General features: G+C 63.9%; 21 protein-coding genes and 1 tRNA gene. 13 read left to right on the top strand and 9 right to left on the bottom strand.

Annotated features, from left to right (window positions below; translation table 11 throughout):
• Positions 1–141: 141 nt before the first annotated feature.
• From AS156_RS26705 to AS156_RS26690, 4 genes are all read left to right on the top strand, one after another.
• Positions 142–1569, top strand: coding sequence for a TolC family protein (locus AS156_RS26705; protein ID WP_066510760.1), 1428 nt, complete (start codon positions 142–144; stop codon positions 1567–1569).
• 127 nt (positions 1570–1696) lie between these two features.
• Positions 1697–2931, top strand: a 1235-nt coding sequence (locus tag AS156_RS26700) for a multicopper oxidase family protein (RefSeq protein WP_245313080.1), incomplete at its 5' end; no start/stop codon positions are given.
• A 45-nt stretch (positions 2932–2976) separates the two neighbouring features.
• A complete protein-coding gene (locus AS156_RS26695) occupies positions 2977–3438 on the top strand; it encodes a cupredoxin domain-containing protein (protein WP_245313079.1) in 462 nt (153 codons plus the stop codon).
• A 26-nt stretch (positions 3439–3464) separates the two neighbouring features.
• Complete coding sequence (locus AS156_RS26690) at positions 3465–3767, top strand: copper-binding protein (protein ID WP_066510752.1); 303 nt, start codon at positions 3465–3467, stop codon at positions 3765–3767.
• A 69-nt stretch (positions 3768–3836) separates the two neighbouring features.
• Here the strand turns inward: AS156_RS26690 and AS156_RS26685 are convergent, their stop codons facing one another.
• Together AS156_RS26685 and AS156_RS26675 are read right to left on the bottom strand one after the other, a co-directional pair.
• The gene (locus AS156_RS26685) at positions 3837–4061 is read right to left on the bottom strand and encodes a GDCCVxC domain-containing (seleno)protein (protein WP_066510750.1); all 225 of its coding nucleotides are present in this window, start codon (positions 4059–4061) and stop codon (positions 3837–3839) included.
• 712 nt (positions 4062–4773) lie between these two features.
• The gene (locus tag AS156_RS26675; RefSeq protein WP_066510743.1) at positions 4774–5325 is read right to left on the bottom strand and encodes a tetratricopeptide repeat protein; all 552 of its coding nucleotides are present in this window, start codon (positions 5323–5325) and stop codon (positions 4774–4776) included.
• A gap of 277 nt (positions 5326–5602) precedes the next feature.
• Between AS156_RS26675 and AS156_RS26670 the strand changes: the two genes are divergently transcribed.
• The 4 genes from AS156_RS26670 to AS156_RS26655 all read left to right on the top strand — a co-directional run bounded on the left by AS156_RS26670 (position 5603) and on the right by AS156_RS26655 (position 7951).
• Positions 5603–5917 carry a His-rich protein BRANT gene (locus tag AS156_RS26670; RefSeq protein WP_066511047.1) on the top strand — a complete coding sequence of 105 codons (315 nt, stop codon included), beginning with the start codon at positions 5603–5605 and terminating at the stop codon, positions 5915–5917.
• A gap of 233 nt (positions 5918–6150) precedes the next feature.
• Positions 6151–6549 (top strand): hypothetical protein, encoded by a 399-nt coding sequence (locus AS156_RS26665; RefSeq protein WP_245313078.1) that lies wholly within the window; start codon positions 6151–6153, stop codon positions 6547–6549.
• Positions 6550–6814: 265 nt separating this feature from the next.
• Entirely contained in the window at positions 6815–7531 is a 717-nt protein-coding gene (locus tag AS156_RS26660) for an outer membrane protein (protein WP_066510740.1), read from the top strand.
• Between the two features lie 180 nt (positions 7532–7711).
• A complete protein-coding gene (locus AS156_RS26655) occupies positions 7712–7951 on the top strand; it encodes a DUF6719 family protein (RefSeq protein ID WP_066510738.1) in 240 nt (79 codons plus the stop codon).
• A 63-nt stretch (positions 7952–8014) separates the two neighbouring features.
• Here AS156_RS26655 and AS156_RS26650 read toward each other — a convergent pair whose 3' ends face one another.
• Positions 8015–8266: a hypothetical protein gene (locus AS156_RS26650; protein ID WP_066510737.1), complete on the bottom strand. Its 252-nt coding sequence runs from the start codon at positions 8264–8266 to the stop codon at positions 8015–8017.
• A 500-nt stretch (positions 8267–8766) separates the two neighbouring features.
• Here AS156_RS26650 and AS156_RS26645 point away from each other — a divergent pair, with 500 nt between their 5' ends.
• Positions 8767–9135 (top strand): hypothetical protein, encoded by a 369-nt coding sequence (locus tag AS156_RS26645; RefSeq protein WP_066511040.1) that lies wholly within the window; start codon positions 8767–8769, stop codon positions 9133–9135.
• Positions 9132–9980 carry an alpha/beta fold hydrolase gene (locus tag AS156_RS26640; RefSeq protein ID WP_066510734.1) on the top strand — a complete coding sequence of 283 codons (849 nt, stop codon included), beginning with the start codon at positions 9132–9134 and terminating at the stop codon, positions 9978–9980. The genes AS156_RS26645 and AS156_RS26640 overlap by 4 nt, the downstream gene beginning before the upstream one ends.
• 102 nt (positions 9981–10082) lie before the next feature.
• On the opposite strand, the gene AS156_RS26635 is transcribed toward AS156_RS26640, so the two are convergent.
• The 3 genes from AS156_RS26635 to AS156_RS26625 all read right to left on the bottom strand — a co-directional run bounded on the left by AS156_RS26635 (position 10083) and on the right by AS156_RS26625 (position 11287).
• Entirely contained in the window at positions 10083–10604 is a 522-nt protein-coding gene (locus AS156_RS26635) for a hypothetical protein (RefSeq protein WP_066510732.1), read from the bottom strand.
• A gap of 268 nt (positions 10605–10872) precedes the next feature.
• A complete protein-coding gene (locus tag AS156_RS26630) occupies positions 10873–11064 on the bottom strand; it encodes a hypothetical protein (protein ID WP_066510729.1) in 192 nt (63 codons plus the stop codon).
• A gap of 40 nt (positions 11065–11104) precedes the next feature.
• Positions 11105–11287, bottom strand: a complete 183-nt coding sequence (locus tag AS156_RS26625) for a hypothetical protein (protein WP_066510722.1) — start codon at positions 11285–11287, stop codon at positions 11105–11107.
• A 585-nt stretch (positions 11288–11872) separates the two neighbouring features.
• On the opposite strand from AS156_RS26625, the gene AS156_RS42370 reads away from it, so the two are divergent.
• Positions 11873–12121: a hypothetical protein gene (locus AS156_RS42370; RefSeq protein ID WP_136626445.1), complete on the top strand. Its 249-nt coding sequence runs from the start codon at positions 11873–11875 to the stop codon at positions 12119–12121.
• A gap of 78 nt (positions 12122–12199) precedes the next feature.
• On the opposite strand, the gene AS156_RS26620 is transcribed toward AS156_RS42370, so the two are convergent.
• Positions 12200–12274, bottom strand: a tRNA-Thr gene (locus AS156_RS26620).
• 151 nt (positions 12275–12425) lie between these two features.
• Positions 12426–12836 carry a hypothetical protein gene (locus AS156_RS26615; RefSeq protein WP_066510720.1) on the bottom strand — a complete coding sequence of 137 codons (411 nt, stop codon included), beginning with the start codon at positions 12834–12836 and terminating at the stop codon, positions 12426–12428.
• Between the two features lie 521 nt (positions 12837–13357).
• Between AS156_RS26615 and AS156_RS26610 the strand changes: the two genes are divergently transcribed.
• A complete protein-coding gene (locus AS156_RS26610; RefSeq protein WP_066510718.1) occupies positions 13358–13828 on the top strand; it encodes a hypothetical protein in 471 nt (156 codons plus the stop codon).
• Between the two features lie 48 nt (positions 13829–13876).
• Positions 13877–14338: a hypothetical protein gene (locus AS156_RS26605; protein ID WP_136626444.1), complete on the top strand. Its 462-nt coding sequence runs from the start codon at positions 13877–13879 to the stop codon at positions 14336–14338.
• Positions 14339–14395: 57 nt separating this feature from the next.
• Here the strand turns inward: AS156_RS26605 and AS156_RS26600 are convergent.
• A partial coding sequence (locus tag AS156_RS26600) for a TrmH family RNA methyltransferase (RefSeq protein WP_066511037.1) occupies positions 14396–15050 on the bottom strand: 655 nt, incomplete at its 5' end.

The following is a 15050-nucleotide window of genomic DNA, read 5'->3' as shown; positions in this document are numbered from 1 at the left end:
CCGTCGGCGGGGCAGGCCGCTGTCGGCTACCGCTCGACGATCGCGCCCTACACCAGCCTGCGTCCGTCGACCCCGCAGCCGTGGCGCGAGCGCAACGACCGTGTGACGCCGCCGCCTGCGTCGGATCATTAGGAGGGCGCCATGCGACATCTGATCATCGCGCCATGGCTGCTGCTCGCGGCCTCCGGCCTTTCGGCCTGCGCGTCATTCTCGCCCGATGGCGGCATGACCGCCGTCTCTGACGTGACCCAAAGAACCATCGGCAAGGACGTCGCCTTCGTTCGTTCCGCTGATGAGGCCGCAACCGTCGATGCCGCGGTGAAGCCGTTGCTGGCGCGCAGCCTGACCGCCGATGCCGCGGTGCAGGTCGCGCTGCTCAACAACAAGGGATTGCAGGCCGCCTATAACGAGCTGGCGCTGGCGGAGACCGATCTCGTCGCCGACAGCCTGCCGCCGAACCCGACATTCTCCATCTCGCGCATATCCGGAAACGGCGCGAGCGAGGTCGAGCGCCAGGTCGTGGGCGACATTCTTGCGCTGGCGACATTGCCGGCACGCTCCGAGATCGCCCGCGAGCGCTTCCGCCAGGCGCAGCTCAGGGCGGCGCTCGCCACCTTGCGGCTCGCTGCCGAGGTGCGACGGGCCTGGTTCGCTGCGGTCGCCGCCAACGAGACGGTCGCGCTGCTGACAGATGCGAAGACGACCGCCGAGTCGACCGCGCAACTTGCGAAGAAGCTCGGCGAGACCGGGGCCATGAACAAGCTCGACCAGGCCCGCGAGCAGGTGTTCTATGCCGAGATCACGACCGATCTGGCGAGCATCAGGCAGAACGCGGCAAGTTCGCGCGAGCGGCTGGCGCGGTTGATGGGACTCTGGGGCGGCGATCTCGGATTCCGCATTCCGGGCAAGCTGCCGGCGCTGCCGCGGCGGCCGCTGGACCAGCCGTCGATCGAGATCGCCGCGGTCGGTCACCGCGTCGATCTGCAGATCGCCCGCATGGAGCTCGTCGCGCTCGCCAAGTCGCTCGACCTCACCGAGGCGACGCGTTTCGTCACGCTGCTCGATATCGCCGGCATCGACAGGCGCACCCGCGATCCCGAGACCACGCCGTTCAGGGAGCGTGGCTTCGACGTCCAGTTCCAGATTCCGATCTTCGATGGCGGCGAGGTGCGCGTCCGCCAGGCGGCGGAGACCTATCGGCAGGCCGTCAACCGCCTGACCGAGAAGGCGATCAACGTGCGCTCCGAGGCACGCGACGCCTATCGCACCTATCGCTCCACCTACGACATCGCGAGCCACTATCAGCGCGAGGTGCTGCCGTTGCGCCAGATCATCACCGAGGAGATGCAGCTGCGCTTCTCCAGCATGCAGGTCGACGTATTCGCGCTGCTGACCGAAGCGCGGCAGCGCCTCACATCATTGCGTGGGGCGATCGACGCCAAGCGCGATTTCTGGCTCGCGCAGTCCGATCTGCAGACCGCGATCAACGGCGGCGGATCGGAGGGAACGCCATCGACACCATCAGCCACGGCCTCGGCGGCGCAGCCCGCGGCCGGCGGCGCGCATTGAAGGAGACAGCGAGATGTATTCACGACGAGGATTTCTGGGTACCGCCGCGCTGGTCACGGCCAGCGCGGTCAACGGCCGCGTCCAGGCCGCCGCCATTCCGGAAGCGCCGACCATGGACAAGGCGGTNCACTGCACCCGGCCAGCGGGCCGGACTATCGGCCGGTGGTCACGCTGAACGGCTGGTCGCTGCCGTGGCGGATGAACGGCGACTGGAAGGAATTCCACCTCGTCGCCGAGCCTGTCGTGCGCGAGTTCGCCGACGGCATGAAGGCCAATCTGTGGGGCTACAACGGCCAGGCGCCGGGACCGACCATCGAGGCGGTCGAGGGCGACAAGGTCCGCATCTTCGTCACCAACAAATTGCCGGAGCACACCACGGTGCATTGGCACGGCATGATCGTGCCCAGCGGCATGGATGGCGTTGGTGGTCTCAGCCAGCCGCACATCAAGCCAGGCAAGACCTTCGTCTACGAGTTCGAGCTGAAGAACAGCGGGACCTTCATGTACCACCCGCATTCCGACGAGATGGTGCAGATGGCAATGGGTATGATGGGCATGTTCATCGTGCACCCGCGCGATCCCGCGTTCCGCCCCGTGGACCGCGACTTCGTCTTCATCATGAGCTCGTATTTGATTGATCCCGGCACCTATCTGCCGAAGGTCAACGAGATGACCGACTTCAACATGTGGACGTGGAACAGCCGCGTCTATCCCGGCATCGATCCGATGCCGATCCGGCTCGGCGACAAGATACGCGTCCGCATCGGAAATCTCACCATGACCAACCATCCGATCCACGTGCATGGGCACAATTTCGCGGTGACGTGCACCGATGGCGGCTGGGTGCCGGTGTCGGCGCAATATCCGGAGACCACGACCGACGTGCCGGTCGGTGCGGTCAGGGCCTTCGACATGCTCGCCGACAATCCGGGCGACTGGGCGTTCCATTGCCACAAGTCGCACCACACCATGAACGCGATGGGTCACGACGTCAGGAATTTCATCGGTGTGTCGCGCAAGGACCTCGCAAAGGCGGCCGGCAAGCTCGCGCCCGACGCGATGGTGATGGGGTCGACCGGCATGGCGATGGGCAAAATGGAGATGCCGGCGCCCGACAACACGTTGCCGATGATGACCGGCACCGGTCAGTTCGGACCGATCGAGATGGGCGGCATGTTCACGGTGATGAAGATCCGCGAGGGGCTCGGCCGCGACGATTACACAGATCCCGGTCCCTACAAATATCCGGCGGGCACCGTCGCCTATGAGGTCGAGGCGCCGGCCGCCGAGCCCGCGCGCCAGCCGCTGCCGGCGCCTGTGGAGCACAAGGGCAAGCCGTCAATGAAGGGGATGAAGATGTAGTTCGATCAAGTCAGTCGTCCGCAACAAACCCAAATGGAGAATCCCATGAACCATTTCACCAGGATCGGCATCGCTCTCATCGCGCTGTCGATCACCGCGGCGCCGTCCCGCGGTCACGAGAAACACAGTCACGAATCCTATTCGGCCGGCGAGCCCGGCGATCCGAGCAAGCCGTCGCGCACCATCGAGGTCGAGATGAAGGAGATGGAGTTCACCCCGTTCCGGATTGAGGCGGCGCGCGGCGAGCAGATTCGCTTCGTGATCCACAATGCCGGCACCGAAGATCATGAATTCCTGCTCGCAACCACCGAAGAGAATTTGAAGCATGCCGAAGTGATGAAGAAGCATCCGCACATGGAACATGACGATCCGAACGGCGTTCGCGTGGCGCCGAAGAAGAGCGCGGAAATTCTGTGGAAGTTCACCAAGGTCGGAACGTTCGAATATTCGTGCCTGATCCCCGATCATCGCGACTATGGGATGACCGGTCGCGTCATCGTGAAATGAGACCAAGAAGGGAAAGGACATCACCGATGAACAGGATCATCCGGACTGTAGCCGCGATCCCGCTCGCGCTGGCGCTGACATGGGGCTCGGCATTCGCCCAGGGCGCGGCGATCAATGGCGAGGTCAAGAAGATCGACGAGAGCGCCGGCAAGATCACGCTCAAGCACGGACCGGCCAAGAGTCTCGGCATGGACGAGCCGATGACGATGGTCTACCGCGTCAAGGATCCGGCGATGCTGAAGCAGGTCAAGGTCGGCGACAAGGTGCGGTTCGAAGCCGAAGGTGGCGACGCCGGCTACACCGTGACCGGGATCCAGAAGGTGAAGTGACGCTACGGCCGGCATCGCGCGGTTCACGGAGCGCGATGCCGGCCGTTCCCGGCGTTTTCAGCCGGGCCTCTACCCGCCGCAGCAGGCGGCTTCGCCACAACTCTTTCCGTTCGCCTGGACCGGAGGGCAGGGCACGGATCCGTAGGAGCAGAACACGCAGCAGTCGCCGGCCTTGGGCTTGAGGCGGGCGCCGCAGCCCTTGCAGTCGTAAAACAACTGGCAGGCGTCGGTCGGCATGGTCTCGGTGGCGGCATGGCCGCAGGTCGGGCAGGTCAGGGTGGAGACGAGTTGCATGCGTCCGCGGGTGATCGGCGGACGTTAACTCTGCCCGACCGGAAATGCATTCATTGGCTGTATCACAGGAACGCGATGGGTCTTTGTGCGTTGCCGTGCATCCCAGCGCACAGAAAGGCCTCTCCATGCAAGTCCACGCCGCGGTCATGCTGATAGCAGCACTCATGCTGTCGGGAACCGTGTTGGCTCAGAGCTCCGGCCCGTCCGCCGGCGGCCCCGCGGGAGGTGGACAGGGCCCCAATGTCACGACGACCGGCCAGGCGCTGAACCGCGACAAGAAGACCGGCGACAGCGGCCCNCCGCCGATCGAGAAGGCGGCGCGTCCGGCCAAGCCGGATGCGGGAGCGTCGGGCAATACGGTCGGTGTGAATCGCGGACCGAAGACCGACCGGCGCAACGAGCATTATCCATAAACCTCATCACGGGCCTCTCCGCCGGGAGCGGCACGGCCGTTCCCGACTGGGAGTGCCGCTCCCGTGATCGGGGCAGGCGGTTGCCGGTCATCGTCGCGTCATTTGCTATCGGTTAGCCAAGACCTTTCGAGCGCGCCACGGGCCGCATAGGAATATGCTGTGTTCGACCGGCGCGCTTGCCATGCTGCTCGTTCTCGGCCGCCGCCGGCGCATGATCGCACTGACCGCAACCACGCTATAACGAAAAGCCGGCGCTGTCATTGCGACCGCGCCGGCTCGATTCATCGAGACGTATTTGCTCAGTAGACGAGGCCGGTGCCCGGCGGCTTCTCGAGGGCCGCGGCGAGCGAGCGATACTCCTCGCTGTTGGTGCCGGCGAGCTGCGCGATACGGTTCAGATGATATTCCGCCTGGTCGCGGTTGCCCTGCTCGAGCTGCCAGAGGCCATAATACTGCCAGGTGCGCACATGGTTGGGATCAGCCTTGAGCGCGCGCTCGTACCAGATCTGCGAGACCTTGTAGTCGCCGAGCTTGCGGTAGGAATAGCCGATTAGATTGGCGACGTCGGCGCGATCCGGCTGGCCGAGCGCCTTCAGCTGCTCGATCGCGGCGGCGTAGTCGTGGTGATTGTAGATCGTGTCGTAGGCGGTGTGATAACCGGCCAGGAACTTCGGATCGTCGATCGACGAGCTCTTGTCCTTCTTGGTTTTCTTGGTCGCCTTGCCTTTGCCGCTGTCGGAGGCCGGCGGGGAGGGTTCGTCGCTGCCCGCGGCGTAAGCCTTGATGACGGGACCGCCCGCAAGGGCCAAAGAGAGCACTGCGAGGGTCAAAAACCGTGTCGTCTTGCTCATTCCTGGTCGCTCCTGATCGTTCCTGATCGCGCTCGGTAATCGTACACCGAAGCCTGTCGACTTGAACACCCGGAGCACCGGAACATTCCCGACGGCCGCTCGATTCCCCGTGATGTCGGGCGGCGCGGCGCATGACAAAGATTTCATTCACATGAATGAACACCGTCAGTCCCCTTCAGGACGGGTTCAGTGCGCCGTCTCTAGGGTGGCCTCCATTGATCGACGAGGCCGACCATCCGGCCGGGTACCTCCCGATCCCGTGGAAGAGGAGACCACCATGTTGAAGACGATTTCTGCAGCGCTGCTCGCCATGTCCGTCATCGCTGCCCCGGCCTTCGCTGCCGAGCAGGGCAAGACCGCCACCACTCCCGCACCCGTGACCACGCCTGCGCCGGCGACCAAGGCCGCGCCCGTGATCAAGAGCGAGCAGGTGCCGTCGAAGGTCCGGAACGCCAACGCGAAGATGGGCCGTCATCACTATCGTCATCATCGCGACCACAAGCACATGGGCATGCTGAAGGTGAAGTCGCCGAAGCACCATGTGCGGGCCAAGGTTGCGAGCAAGCACGTCGCGCCGGCCAAGCGCGGCTGAAACTGATCCGCGGGCGTGGTCTCGATCTACATTGCCCCGCCGCGCCAGCGGATGTCAGAGCCGGCCCGTTCGCCATTGCTTCCCCAATGGCGGCGGGCCGGTGTGTTTTGGGCCCCATTTGGGGCCCCGGGATAACCGAGTTGCGAATTCCATTCCGGCGCCGGGCGGTCTATGAGATCGGGACGGGGATCATGGGACCGCGACGCTTGGGGATTTCAGCTAAACTGGCGGCGATGCTGCTGCTGTCGATCGGGCTTGCCGGCTGTGCCGGTGGCGGCGACGACAGCGGACCGATCTCCTTCACCTCCGATCGCGGTGTGACCGAACAGCCGTTTCCGGCCAATTACCGGGCGGAGATCCTGGCGTTCATGCGGACCTACCTGAACAATCCGGTCGGCGTGCATGACGGCGCCATCGCCGAGCCGGTGCAGCGCACGGTGGGCGGACGCCTGCGTTACGTGGTGTGCCTGCGCTACAGCGCAAAGGACATCGACGGCAGCTACCGTCCGGCCCGCGAGCGCGGCGTTCTCTTCGTCGATGGCCGGCTCGACCGCATCATCGAAAATTCCGCGGAGCCTTGCGCCGGCGTGACCTACGGGCCGTTTGCCGAACTGGGCAATATGTCGCGGTAGCAGGCTCCCTCCGGATGATCGCAGCCGTAGCAAGGCGGATCACTTTTCGGGGAGCTTTGAACCAGAATTTAGGTATTTGCGACTTCCGTTAGGTGCAGTGTGATCGCGTAACCGATTAAAAATCTTCTGTGATCAGGAACAAACGGCCGTTGTTGCCGCTGTATCACAGCACGGGAACATCACGGCTGCGGCATTGCCCCAAAGCAACCTAATTCAGGTCACGTTGTTTGGGTTGATAGCGCAACGTTCGTAACGGGGATCGAAAATGAAGAAGTTTCTGCTCGGCACCGTCGCCCTGGCCGCTCTTGCGAGCCCGGCGCTTGCGGCTGACATGCCGGCCCGAACCTATACCAAGGCGCCGCCGCCCTATACTGCGCCCGCGGTCGTCTACAACTGGACCGGTTTCTATATCGGCGGCCACGTCGGCGGCGCGTTCACCGACGGCAACAATTTAATGGGCAGCGACGCGCGCTTCATGGGAGGCGTGCAGGGTGGTTTCGACTATCAGTTCGCGCCGAACTGGGTGATGGGTATCGAAGCACAGTATAGCTGGCTGCCCAGCTCATCGAACAATGGTCTGGTGTTTCCGGGCGGTACGGTCGTGACCGGCAATACCGACCAGATCGGTTCGGTCACGGGCCGGCTCGGCTACACCTGGGGTCCGACGCTGCTCTACGCCAAGGGCGGTTATGCCTGGCGCGACAGCAACAACATCAACGCTGCGGTTGGCGGTGTGCCGGTCGCCTTCACCACCGACGGCAACCACCAGAACGGCTACACGGTCGGCGCCGGCCTCGAATACATGTTCGCCCCGAACTGGTCGGCCAAGGCCGAGTACCAGTACTACAATTTCGGCAAGACCACCTTCACGGGCGGCCCGTCCGACATCGTCGGCGCGAGCTTCCGGAACGACGAACACACCGTCAAGCTGGGTATCAATTACCGCTTCGGCTGGGGTGGCCCGGTCGGCAGCAACTACTGATCGTCAGTCCATTTGAATGCGAAAAGGCCGGCTTCACGCCGGCCTTTTTATTTACCGTGACAGCGCATGTCGCGTGCTTCCCGGCGGCAGCCGTGCAATGCAAAAAATAATTCCTGCATTGCACGGAACTTTCATCGTCATGCGTTATTATGCGCGTGCTGGGGCTGGTGGACAGACAACATGCGTAACGTTGCGTTAGGGCTCATTCTCTCTGCGGTCTCCGTGCCGTGCTTCGCCCAGACTGTCCTGAAATCCGAACCCTTGATCCTCGCGCCCTATGAGATCGTGCTCGTGCAGGATGCGTCCTGCCCGTCCGGCAAGGTGCTCAAGGTAACCGGCGCGATCCGTGGGCTGCATCGGCGGAAAGTCTGCGTGTCGCTCGCCTCCGAGCAGGCCTCGCTCGCGACGGCGACGCCGTAGCGACCGCGCGCACCGCAACACTCGACCCGGGCCCGCCCAGATGCCCGGGACGTACAGACGTCCCTAATTCAACCGCGGTTCGGTACGCGCTTCGCGATCGGCATCCGCCTTGTTCTGGTCCGGATCTTCGTTCGGGTCGAGCTGGCAGGGACGGATCTCGTAGTCGTTGTCCAAGATCGGACGGGGCGAGCGCCTTTCCTCGTCCGAGACGGCATCGACCACCAGACCGGACTTCCTGGCGAGGTTCCAGACGTCAGCCTCGGTCGGATAGGCCTTGCTGAGCTTGGCGTCCTGATAGAACAGCGCGTAAGGCATTCGTCGTCGCTCCCCCAAAAGCCGACAACGCAGGTAGCGGTGAAGAGGTTCAGCTGGACGTATCAATGTTCTGATCACGGAACCGTGAGCGATGACTGTGGAAGTCATTGAAATTGTGAGCCATTTCGGTCATTTCCGCTGAAGGCCCTGAGTCCTTAACGGGTGGTAAATCCCGCGAAAAAGAATCCCCGGGACTCCCCGGGTAGAATCGCCGGATGCTCCGCCCATGAGAGCGATCCTGCAGACCCCGAATGAACGCGTGCAATTCGCGCTGGCGGTTGCGCTGCTGGCAGCCTGCGCTGCGAACGTGGCGTTGGTCTGGGCCTGGCTCTAAATTCTCGTTCTGCCGCCCATTCGCTGAAGATCTTCTAACCCACGCGAAAATGCCGTGGCTGCCCGACGTCCGGACGATTGACGGTCCAGCCATTCCCTCCATCATCGTCACGATAACAAGAGCACTTCGCCTGACCGGCGATGGGCCACCGCCGGGTGGAGCGAACATGATCGAAACGCTGAAGGAACGGGTCAATGCCGACGCGGGGCTGCTGCGACGCGGACGGTTTCTCACGACGACGTTCCTGCTCGAGATCGGCGAGGCGGGCTGGCTGATTGCGATCCATGAGGGCCGCATCCTCTCGGTGACGAAGGGGCCGTTCGTGATGCCGTCGTCGTGCTTTGCGCTGCGCACCTCCGAGGCGGAGTGGGACAGGTTCTGCGAGCACCGGCCACCGCCGGGCTCGAACGACCTGATGGCGCTGATCAAGCGCCGCGTGCTGAAGGCCGAGGGCGACCTCAAGGTCTTCATGGCGAACCTGCGGTACTTCAAGGAGGCGCTCGGCAAGCTGCGTCGCGAGGGAGTTGCCGCATGAGCGCGAGGTTCGAACCGATCATCGGCCGCTACATGCATCTCGACCTGTTCGGCCGCGCGCATCGCATCTATGTCGAGGAGGCCGGCGAGGGGACACCGCTGGTCTGCCTGCACACTGCCGGCAGCGACGGCCGGCAATATCGCGGCCTGATGAACGATCCGCGCGTCACGCGCAATCACCGCGTCATCGCCTTCGACATGCCCTGGCACGGCAAGTCGTCGCCGCCGGAAGGGTGGCACGACGAGGAGTATCAGCTCACCTCGGCCCAATACACGACGATGATCCTGGCCGTCATCGATGCGCTCGAGCTCGACAGGCCGATCGCGATCGGCTGCTCGATTGGCGGCCGCATCGCGCTGCATCTGGCGCTCGAACATCCCGAACGCTTCCGCGCCATCATCGGCCTGCAGGCCGGCGCGCATGTCGATCCCTATTACGACCTGAATTTCCTGTACCGGCCAGACGTGCATGGCGGCGAGGTGGCAGCCGCAATCGTCTCGGGTCTGGTCGGACCCGATGCGCCGGAGCGGGAGAAGCGGGAGACGCTGTGGCACTACATGCAAAGCGGGCCCGGCGTGTTCAAAGGCGATCTCTATTTCTACAAGATCGATGGCGACATCCGCGCCCGTGTCGCCGAGATCGACACCAGGCGTTGCCCGCTGTTCCTGTTGTCCGGCGAGTACGACTATTCCTGCACGCCGGAGGAGACGCTGACGGTGGCGAACAGCATCGCCGGAGCTGAGGCCACCATCATGAAGGGCCTCGGCCATTTCCCGATGAGCGAGAATCCTGGCGAGTTCTTGAAGCACCTGCTGCCGGTGCTGGAGAAGATCGATCGCGGCTGAGTTTGGCGCCCGGCGTTTCCGTGGCCATCATGGCCGGGCAAAGCACGAAGACGCGCCTCGCGCTTCGCACGGGCGTGACGATGTCATCGAGAAAATGGCCGCCTACTTGCCGGAGCGCGGCAGCTCGCTGTTGTCGCGGATCGCGGCGCGCACCTTGGCCATGGTCGAGCTGCAATACTCTTCGCGCTCGCGCAGGAAGCGCTGCTGGTTGGCGCGGAAATCCGCAACGCGCGCGCGCACCTCGGACCCGAAGTCTCCGCGGATGTCGAGCTTCGCGAAGTGAGGCAGCTGGTCCGGCGTCGCAGAGGCAATTGCGGCGGGAGTTTCGGCGACGGTCGCAGCGGCGGCCTGAGCCGGCACAACGTCAGGTGGAATCTCGAACACGGTCGGCACCGGTCGTGCCGGCGCTCCGGCCGCCTGCGTGAGTATCTCGCGTAGCTGTGTCTCGCGTGTCTCGATCACGTGCGTCGATGTCTCGACCGGGGTCTCCGTAGGAGTCTCCGGTGGAAGGGCCGGCTGCGGAGCAGGCCTCATCATCTCGGCGTCGGGTCGTTTGCCCTTCACCGACTGTACGAAGGCCATTGTCTGCGCGATCAACAGATCGCGTTCTTTCATCCACTTCATGGCGCACCTTGAACGCGCGGATTCCAGCAAAGCAACCTCGCGGAATCAAGTGGCCACCATGTTGATGGTTTACGAAGACGTTCGTTTTGCAGGCGAGGTGACAAAACTGTGACACCACCTCAGCGGCCGAAGCCCATGTCGCTCTTGACGATCGATGTCAGCACGAACGGGGTACCGACGACCGGACCAGGTGCGATTGGTGCGCGGGCTCGGCGTGACATCGGCGGACGCAGGCGCCGGCTTCGGCACCGCGGTGATTCGCGAGCGGCTACATGGAGCGCTGGTGGACGATGGTTTCGACGGGGATTCGGTCTGCTAACTGGGCCTCGAGCAGGTCCGCGTAGCGGCCGTACTCCTCGGCCATCTCGAGCAGCTTCTCGCGCACCGCGGCGTCCGTGACCTGACGGGCCAGCCGTTTGGCTTGGTCGGACTGGAATCGGTAGTGTGCTGAGTCGGACATGTGGCACCTCACAAGTAAGTAAGGGCCGCTCCGCGAAGGTTCATTGAAGTGTTTGCGTATGATCCGCCGATGCGACAATGCCGGTTGGCCTGTCCTCGCGGACCTCGACCTCGAACCAGCCCATCTCCTTCAGCTCGCGTGCCTTCTTCTCGGCCGCGTCTTCACTCTCGCGCTTCAGCACGATCCGACTGGTGCCATCACGGGCAAGGATCAAATAGGTCATTGGCTGAGTCCCACCCCACCACCTGCATACACCCTTTTCGCCGGCAAGGGCAGAAGCAATGTTGACCATGCGTGATCTTGCGGGGATGTCCCCACGAATCCTGCCAGCACGAGGTGATGCGGGCCGACATGGTGTCGAGATCAGGCTGGGTCGTCTCGTACGGCTTCGCGCGTCGTCGTTAATGGCCCGCTCTCGGTGCGAAGGCTTATGGGCCGAACTGGCCGATCCAGGTCGCTGCCTGGGCCACCTGAAGCGAATTCGAACATGGACAACGTCCCGCGCGGGGAACCTCCTGATCGATTTCGCGATTTCGTTTTTTCAGAAATATGACTCGACTCATTGGGTGATTTGGGTATGAATGTGCATGAGAACATAGAGAGAACATATCGGCTGCGGTGCCGCATTTTGGCAACGAAAGCGGACCGGAACCGTGAAAACGGGGCATTTCGGCGGTAATGGCCGACTAGCGAATTCTCAATAGCCGCGGCGCCATATTGGTTAGCGAATTCTCAAACCTCGGTGCGTTGCTGACTGAAGTCGGTCTGGCACCGTGCGGAGGAGTACCGGCGAAGACGGGAGGTCGTGGTGTCGGACCGGGATCAAAAAACGAACCTGAAAGAGGCTCCTGGCAAAGCGGGCAGCGAGAAGCTTGGTACGACCAGACCGAGGTTTGAGGTCGGCATGGCCGCGGTGTTGGCGCAGTCGGAAACGGTGTCGAGGGCCTTCGGTCGGCGGCTGGGATTCTCGCTGATGGTCCTGGCGATCCTGGCGGGATCGAGCGTCACCGCGACCAGCCTCTTCTTGCTGACGAAGGGAATTGGTCACTTCTTCTAAGATTGAGTTCTAAGATTGAGCGAGTTACTTGCGCCCGCGGCGCGTTCGGACCGGCGCGCCTCAACATCCAGAAATTGCTGGTGCCGGCTGAGGGGATTGAACCCCCGACCTTCAGTTTACAAAACTGCTGCTCTACCGCTGAGCTAAGCCGGCGAATGGGATGATTTGCCGGGCTCGCATAGCAGACTTGGCGGGCGAGAGCCAGAACCAGAACGGTCTGAGCACGCCGCTCGCGCCCTCTCGCCGGACAGCGAAAAGGCGGCCCTTGAGGCCGCCTTGTTCGCAAGGTGCGCTTGGCGTTGCGCTATTGGCAGGGATGTTGCCGGCCGTCGCTGCCGCGGAACCAGGTGCCGGGGGTGCAAACGAAGCCGTTCCGCCGCGCATATTCATCGCCGCCCATCGGGGTATAACCGTATTCCGGACCGCCAAACGGGGCGGTGGCGATTGCAGCCGCCGTTCCGACGGCGCCGCCGACCACACCGGCTGCGATGCCCGCGGGGCCGGGGTCATAGCGGTTGTAGCTGTTCTGCCAGTCGCGACCGCGCCGGTAGGTGCGGTGGTGATAGGTGGTGCCGCTAGAGCGCGGCGCCATCGTCTGGCAGCTTGCACCCGAGCAGCGGGCCGGAGTGCCGATCGTCTGCTGTGCCATCGCCGAGGTCGCGAATGCCGAGGCGAGCAGTGCGGCGGCAGCGCCGAGGACCTTGAGTTGCGTCATGCGGGAGTCTCCTCTTGTCGTAGTCCAGTGCTAATCTCGCCCTCTCGCACCCGTTCCTGACCGGCCTCGTCGCGCGATCAAACTGGTGTGAAGTTCCGCTTGCGCCTGACTTGTCCCTCACTTGACGAGGATTGCACGCACACTTGCGACATCGACTACCATTGCGGCGACACGTGCTTGCGCGCTGATCTCGCCTCGATCATGCGCGCGGCGCTGTATAATGCCTTGGCCGACCGCCGCTCGTGGGCGGCGATGCGTAGCCTGTTCGACGACGTGCTGGTGGCCTGACGGCGCGGCCATCCATTGCGCCATGTTGCGATCCGCATCGACGCGAGCGCCTTCGCCCGGCGCGCCGACACAACAGGACGTACGCGTTAACCATTCCTGATCCTGTTTCCTCATAATTGAGCGAGCGCGGATGCCTGCGCGTTAGGCTTACCGGCAGTTTGAACCGGGGCCTTAACCCCTGCGCCCGCGCGTTGCTTTAGGTTTCACCTCGAACAACCGGGACCCTGCGTGACATGCGCATCGGCATAGGACTCGCGATACTGGCGGGAATGACTTCAGCGGCGTCGGCGGGCGGCGGTTTCGACATCGTCGTGCCCAGTCGCCCCGGTGTGCCCATCATCATCAACGGCGTCGACGCTTCCTACGCCGTGGTCGAGAGCGCGATGGGCCTCGCCCGCAACGAATCGATGGTGCCGACGGTCTATGGCGGCCGCCCGGTCGATCCCGAACCGAATGTCGGCCACTACTATCCGAGCCTGGGCCACATGCCGGGCTACGGCCGCCTCGAGGTCGAGCCGCCGGCGAACCGCAAATTGCCGCAGCCGGCCGAGAGCTATCACCAGTCGTGGTCGGCGCAGTCGGCGCCGCTGCCGGCGCAGTCCAATGCCCCTGTCGATCTGCCGCCGGTGATCTACGCGCCGCAGTTCAACGGCTCGCGCTCCGACCCTCGTCCGGTCCCGCGGCCTCATCCACGGAGTCCGTAATCGCTTTCAAGAAGCCTACGCCAACGAAAACACCTACAGGAGAGAGTAATGCGTCAAATGATTACAGGAATGATCGCAGCCGTTGCGGTCATGGCTGCTGCGCCCGCGATGGCGTGCGGCTTCACCCCCTGCGGCTATTCCGCACCGGTCGTGACCTACGGCTACGGTTACGGCTATTCGGGTTGCAACCCGTGCGGCGGCTACGCCGGCTGGGGAGCAGCCGAGCGTCTGCCCGACCCGGACGCCATCTATCCCGGCGCCGCGCAGCAGTACTATTACGTCAACCAGGGCCCGACCTATACCGGTCCGGGCGACTGGGCGCCGCGTCCGTATTATCGCGAGGGTTATGGCCGCCCGTATTACGGCTATCGCCACTACGGCCACCGCGCGTACCACCACTATCGCCCGTGGTATCACCGCCCGCACTATGGCTATGGTTACGGCTACGCGCCGCGCCATGCCTACGCGCCGTATCACTACGGCCACCGCGTGCTGCGTCGCTACTACTGATCCGACGGTCGATCGAGACGACCAGCGCCCGTTCGCGACCCGCGAGCGGGCGTTTTGCTACATCAGCCCGAGCCGGCTTGCGCCGATATAGAGAGCAAGCACGGCCGCGTTCGACACGTTAAGGCTCTTGATCTCGCCGGGCATGTCGAGGCGAGCGACGACGCGGCAGGTCTCGCGCGTCAATTGCCGCAGGCCCTTGCCTTCGGCGCCGAGCACCAGCGCCAGCGGGTGCTGCAATTCCACCTTGCCGAGATCCTCTGCACCCTGGCTGTCGAGACCGACGGTCTGGAAGCCGCGCTCGTTCAATTCGTTCAGCGCGCGCGCCAGGTTCTGCACGGTGACCAGCGGCACCAGCTCGAGCGCGCCGGACGCGGATTTCGCCAGCACGCCGGTCGCCTCCGGGCTGTGGCGCGCGGTGGTGACGATCGCCTTCACCGCAAATGCCGCGGCCGAGCGCATGATGGCGCCGACATTGTGCGGGTCGGTGATCTGGTCGAGCACCAGCACGATGCCCTCCTGCGCCAGCGTGTCGATGTCGGGCGAGGGCAGGGGATCGGCCTCCGCGAGCAGGCCCTGGTGCACAGCATCGGGGGTGAGCCGCTGGTCGAGTACGCTGGGGCGGACGATTTCCGGCGTGACGCGGGTGGCGATATTCTCGTCCGCGAGCCGTTTTGCGGCGTTCTCGGTGAGGTAAAGCTTGCGGATATGGCGG

It is taken from the genome of Bradyrhizobium macuxiense (assembly GCF_001542415.1).
GTDB classification, from domain to species: domain Bacteria; phylum Pseudomonadota; class Alphaproteobacteria; order Rhizobiales; family Xanthobacteraceae; genus Bradyrhizobium; species Bradyrhizobium macuxiense.
This window is presented reverse-complemented; position numbering and strand designations above follow the sequence as displayed.